This window comes from Longimicrobium sp., assembly GCF_036280135.1.
Classification (GTDB): domain Bacteria; phylum Gemmatimonadota; class Gemmatimonadetes; order Longimicrobiales; family Longimicrobiaceae; genus Longimicrobium.
The window spans coordinates 1-5,698 of sequence record NZ_DASURI010000863.1; the positions used below are offsets into that span (position 1 = coordinate 1).

The following is a 5,698-nucleotide window of genomic DNA, read 5'->3' on the forward strand; positions in this document are numbered from 1 at the left end:
TCGCGGCGGACCCGGCGCTCGCCGCGCGCGTGGAGGCGGCGCTGGCGGACGCGGGCCTGCTGGACGCGCTCGTCGTCCCCGCGGGGGAGACGGAGCGCGCGCGGGCGCTGCTGGACAGCGCGGGGCTGGGCGACCGGTGGATTGCCCCCGCCACGCCCCTGCCGGACGGCGCGGAGCTGGGCGCGGGCGCGGCGTGGCTGGCGCCCGTCGCGTCCGCCGGCGTGGAGGCGGACGACATCCGCGCGGCGCTGCGGGCGCTGGGCCTGGCCGGTGGCGGCGCGGCGGTCGTGGGTGAAGACGGCGCGTGGCGGCTGGGCCCGCTGCACGGCCAGTCCCCCGCCCCGGCCGAGGCGCGCGTCCGCTTTTTGGGCGAGACGGCGCGCCGGCAGGAGCGCCAGCGGCGCATCGAGGAGACGCGCGCGCGGCTGGCGGACCTGCGGGGTCAAGTGGAGGAGCTGCGTGAGGAGATCGATGCGCTGCAGGGGCGCGAGCGCGTGCTGGGGCGCGAGTGGCGCGCCGTGCAGGAGCTGCCGCAGCTGCAGACCCTGCACGACCGGCTGATGACCGTGCGCCAGGCGGAGCACGAGCGCGACCGGCGCCGCAACCACGCCGACATGGCCGCCAGCGCCGTGGAGAACGCCACGCGCGAGCTGCAGCACAAGACGGCGGCCCTGGACCGCGCCACGGACGACGCGCCCTACCTCAAGGGCCGCACGCGTGCGGACGTGGACGCCGTGGGCGCGGCCCTGGCCGAGGTGCAGTCCACCGTCCGCGCCATCGGCGACGACGTGGAGCGGATGGAGGAGCTGCGCCGCGCGTACGCCGCCCGCGCCCGGGCCCTGCACGAGCACCGCGTGGGCGTGGAGGAGCTGGCGCCCCGCATTGCCCAGGCGGACGTGCGCGTGCGGACGCTGGAGTCCGAGGTGGGCGCGCTGGAAGGCCAGCTGGCCGAGGCCAACGTGGGGCTGGAGATCATCGCCACGGAGATCGCCGACCTCAAGACGCGCCTGGCGGAGCTGGACGCGTCCGACCGCCGTGCGCGCGACGTCATCGCCGAGAACACGGGCACCATCCGCACCCTGGCCAGCCAGGAAGCGGACCGCATGGACGAGGCGCGGAGCGCCGGCATCCGCCGGCAGGCCGCGGAGGTGTCGTTCCGGTCGGCGCTGGACGCGTACCCCGCCACGCTGGAGGAGTACGTGGACGCGGCGCGGACGGCGGGGCTGCACAAGGCGATGGAGCGCATCCTCCACGACGTGGATCCGGCGACGCTCGAGGCGCAGGCCAAGGAGGCCATGGACGCGCTGCAGCGGGCGTTCATCTCCGAGAGCACCGTCTTCGAGGCGCTCAGCCCCACGCTGGACGGGCACATCCTGCTCTTTCGCCACGACCACGGCCCCATCCGCCTGGACGAACTGCACCGCATCCTGGAAGACGAGCAGGCGCGCAACGAGACGCTGCTGGAGGAAAAGGACCGCGAGCTCATCGAGCAGCTGATGCTGCGCGACGTGGTGGACGCCATCCGCGCGGCCATCCGCAACACCAGGCACTGGGTGGACGACATCAACGGCATCCTGGGGCGGATGCAGCTCTTCAAGGGCGGCATCATGCGGCTGCACTGGGAGCCGCGCCCCCGCGAGACGGCCGATGCGTTCGAGCCGAAGCGCCTGGACGACCTGCTCACCCAGCGCGGCATCGCCCTGGACGAGACGCGGCGCGAGGAGCTGCTGGAGATCTTCCGGACAATGATCTCCGACATCCGCCGCCGTAACCGGGAGAAGGAGCTGCTGGAGGACTACCGCGCGGCCCTGCTGCGGATGGTGGACTACACGCAGTGGTACAACCTGACCGTGCAGCGCAAGGACGAGACGGGCCGATGGGTGCCGCTCACCAAGCGGCTGTACGGCCAGGGGAGCGGCGGCCGGCGCACGCTGGACCTGTTGCTGCCGCTGATCGCCGCCGTGAGCGCGCGGCTGGCGTCCGCGAACCGCGAGGCGCCGCGGCTGGTGGGCTTCGACGAGGCGTTCGCGGGCGTGGACGACCGCAACGCGGCGGAGATCTTCGGCCTGCTGAGCGAGCTGGGCTTCTGCTGGGTGATGGCGACGGAAAAGGCGACCGGCCTGGGCCCCGAGGTGCGCGGCAGCGCCACCTACGAGATGCTGACGGACGGCATCACCGTGGCGCCCACGCTCAGCCTGTGGGACGGCGCCCGCCGCTTCGAGTTCCTGGGCGACGAGCTGATCGGCATTGAGGTTTCATCGACGACTTCCATGAGGACCGAGCATGAACCCTGACCTTGAGCGGGACCTGCTGATGATGCTGCGCTCCCCTCACATGGCGCGGCTGCTGGAGGTGTTTCGTGAGCGCCTGGTCCGCCATGGTGAACCCAAGGGTCGCGTAACGATCGAAACGCGGTTGGAGGCCGACGCGCTCGCGGACATCATCGGCAAGCAAGTCAAGGAGGGAGGCTCGATCGGCCTGGCCGAGGTCGACCTCCTCCTGCGTGAGAAGTCGGCGTTCCACTGCTCGCTCGTCGACGCGATAAAGCTTGCGTCAGGCAAGCCGATCATCCGTCCCAAGGTGGAGCGGGAGCGGGAACGTGCGGCGCGTGAGCGCGCTGTATCGCGCTGCTTCGCCCTGCTTCCCGAGTTGAGTCTTTCTCCCGAGAGCTATGCGCGCGTCGTGAGCTGGATGCAGGCCGGGCGCGACGGTCTGCGGCGCGACGCGGGCCGATGGGGTGAGGCGGAGCTGCTGGCTGCGGTGCGTGCGGTCGCGCTCGCGCTTCATCATGCGCCCAGCCGGCACGAGCCGCCGGTGTACCTCGCCGAGCTGGCGAACCGGGTGACGGGTGCCGGTGCGCATGGACTGGACGCCAAACGCCCGGCAGGTACGCTGCTGCTTCGTGCGCTCGAGTTCTTCTTCCCTGATACGGCCCGGCGCGAGCGGCGCGGCAGCTCGGCGTGGCGGACGAACCTGCTGTCGGAGGCGCGAATTGCACGCGATCCGGTTTCCATCCGTGTAGACACGTTCGGATTGATGGGAGACATGCCCTATCTGCGCGAGTTGCGGCGTGCGGCGCTCACGCGCTCGCTGAACCTGGATGACCTCGCGCAGATCGGCCAGCAGGTGCGATGCTGGAACGGCTGCGTCTTCGTTGCTGAAAATCCCACGGTGTTCGCGCTGCTCTTTCGTCACCTGCGCGAAAAGCACCGCGAGGAAAATCATGCCACGCTGGTATGCACCAACGGCAACCTGAACCTGGCAGACTGGACCCTGCTGGAGTCGTTGATCGGCAGCGGAGCGCATGTGTACTACTGCGGTGATTTTGACGTGCGGGGACTCGAGATCGCAGCCGCTCTTCTAACCCGGTTCCCCGAAGCCGTAAGCCCGTGGCGCATGACGGCCGACGACTACATTTCGGCAATCCAGGCCGGAAAGAACAAGCTCGATCCCACGGGACTGCAGCGCGTAAACCGGCACTTTCCTGAGCTCGTACGCGAGATGAGCAAGCGCGGCCTCGCTGCCGATCAGGAAAGCAGCCTCATCGAAATGCTGAAGCGAGACCTCAACCGGTTTGTGCTCGAAGGGATCGCGCCGCCGCGGTGGAACGAACCACCTGGCCATTCCTCCAGGAGGCACACCGCCCAGGTGTAGCTTTCCCTGCTTTGGTACGACATCCGAAAAGGGGAAACCGCATCGGGATGAGGCGTCGATCTTGCCGATTTGCCTGGGAGCGCGTTGGCCGGCATCGTCTTGGAACGGCGCTACGCACCTGACATCCGACTCAAGGATCTGGATGATCGTCTCACGCTCCTCCTGCTTCGCGTTTCTGCTCTGCCTTCTCGCCGCGTGCGGCGGTGACCGTGAGGCGCCGGATACAGCGCCGGGCGCGCAGGCCAGCGACACGGCCGCGGCGCGCGGCGACTCCGCGACCGATGCGCCGGCATCGGCGGGCTCGCCCATCCCGGCGTTCGTCAACGACACGCCGGCGGCCGCGGAGGATACCACGAACGGCATCCGCAGCGTTTACACGTCGCTGGGCGAGGCGGACTGCAGGCTGGTGAAGGAGGAGGAAGAGACGGGCGGCACCACCTCGCGCTGCCCCGGCACCGCCGGATACGCGCTGCTGGTGCACGATTACGACGCGCGCATGTCGGTGGACATCGTCGCGCCGGGCGGGCGCACGCACGAACTGCGGTACTGGGGCGTGATCACGGCCAACTTCTCCAGCCTGGGCCCGCGCGCCGAGTGGCGGATGCGCGGCGGAACGCCCGTCGCGCTCATCGTCCGCGTCAACGCGTTCGAGAACCCGGAGAAGCCCGACGCGGCCACCTCCTACCTCGCCGTCGCGAAGATCGCCGGCGGCGAGACGTGCGTGATCGACCGCATCGCGCCATCGGCGAACGCCAACGAGGCGGCGCGGACGGCGGCGGACCAATCCGCGTCGCGTCCCTGCCTGCGGGACCTGGGCGATCAGCCGGAGGCACGCTGATCTCTCCATCGCACGTCGCCTGAAACGGCCTCGGCGCCGGCTGAGCACGGGACGCTACGCACGGCTTTGCCCCGGGCCGCGCACCGCCGTTATCGTTGCGGCGTGCGCGGCGCGGCCCTGCCCCGCGCGAGAACGCAGACGAGAAGGCGAAAACGGTGAAAGAGGAAACCGACGCCGCGCGCGAGACGCGGGACGGCGTGCCGACGCAGGGGCAGGTGGAGGCGGCCGTCACCACGGCGCTCACGCAGTTCGAGCGCGACTACCTGGGCCGCGGCCCGCGCGACGCGCGAACGTTCATCATCGGCGACCTGGTGCTGGTGCGGCTGCGCGGCATCCTGAGCCCCGCCGAGCAGCAGGTGGCCCAGCAGCCCGGCGGCGTGGAGCTCATCAAGCAGATGCGCTCGCGGCTGGTGGAAAGCTCCAGCGAAGCACTGTCGCAGCTCGTGGAGCAGGCCACCGGCGCCCGCGTGGTCACCATGCACACCGACATCAGCTCGCGGACGGGGGAGCGCGTCTTCGTCTTTGGCCTCGACCGCAACCTGCAGGACGCCCTGGCCCGCGGCGGCTGACGCGACCCTCGCCCCGAGCACCCGGAACGAAACGGGCCCCCACACCGGTCCGCGTGGAGGCCCGTTCCGCGCGCGGAGGGGAGCGGTTTCGCCCGCCCGCCTCACCTCACGGACGGATTGCAGAAGGAGCAGGTGTCCGGCGGGGCCACGCGGCCGGCCGCGGGGCGGGCCCGCTCCGCCCCGCAGAGGCCGCAGCCGTCCACCCACGCGCGCACGCCCGCCGTGGGGGCGTGGCACCAGCCGCAGGGCAGCCCGCGCTCCACCCGCACCGGCCCGTATCCCGGCCCCCCGCAGTCCGGGCAGCGGACGGTCACGCGGCGCGCCAACTCTCCCGCCGCGGCCGCGATGGCGGCGTGCCGAGTGGGGTTCACGTGGGCCCGAAAGTCGTTCGCCAAGCGCGCGCAGCCGGTGGCGTCCAGGGCCTGCCCGACGGCCTCGCGCAGGGGCCCCCATGCCACGATCCCGTCCGCCACCCGCGTCAGCCCGCCCTCCGCCCCGCCCTCCGCGAACACCACCAGGCCGTGGGAGGGAAAGGAGAGGACCCGGGCCGCCTCGTCCAGCCGCGCCAAGTCGCGGATGCGGCGCTGGTGCCGCGCCACGCTCCCCGTCTGCCACGTCCCCACCAGCTCCAGGGCGG

At 71.4% G+C, this 5,698-nt stretch carries 5 protein-coding genes; 4 read left to right on the forward strand and 1 reads right to left on the reverse strand.

All coding sequences use genetic code 11. From position 1 onward, the window contains the following. The 4 genes from VFZ20_RS27985 to VFZ20_RS28000 form a co-directional block, all read left to right on the forward strand. Positions 1-2,294, forward strand: a 2,294-nt coding sequence (locus VFZ20_RS27985) for an SbcC/MukB-like Walker B domain-containing protein (RefSeq protein ID WP_329687261.1), incomplete at its 5' end; no start/stop codon positions are given. Beyond that, positions 2,284-3,654, forward strand: coding sequence for a DUF2399 domain-containing protein (locus VFZ20_RS27990; protein WP_329687262.1), 1,371 nt, complete (start codon positions 2,284-2,286; stop codon positions 3,652-3,654). The genes VFZ20_RS27985 and VFZ20_RS27990, both read left to right, overlap by 11 nt. Positions 3,655-3,796: 142 nt before the next feature. Next, complete coding sequence (locus tag VFZ20_RS27995; RefSeq protein ID WP_329687263.1) at positions 3,797-4,492, forward strand: hypothetical protein; 696 nt, start codon at positions 3,797-3,799, stop codon at positions 4,490-4,492. Between the two features lie 155 nt (positions 4,493-4,647). Beyond that, positions 4,648-5,061 (forward strand): DUF2294 domain-containing protein, encoded by a 414-nt coding sequence (locus tag VFZ20_RS28000; RefSeq protein ID WP_329687264.1) that lies wholly within the window; start codon positions 4,648-4,650, stop codon positions 5,059-5,061. A gap of 101 nt (positions 5,062-5,162) precedes the next feature. Here the strand turns inward: VFZ20_RS28000 and VFZ20_RS28005 are convergent. Further along, the coding region (locus VFZ20_RS28005) for a DUF6671 family protein (protein WP_329687265.1) at positions 5,163-5,698 on the reverse strand (536 nt) is incomplete at its 5' end.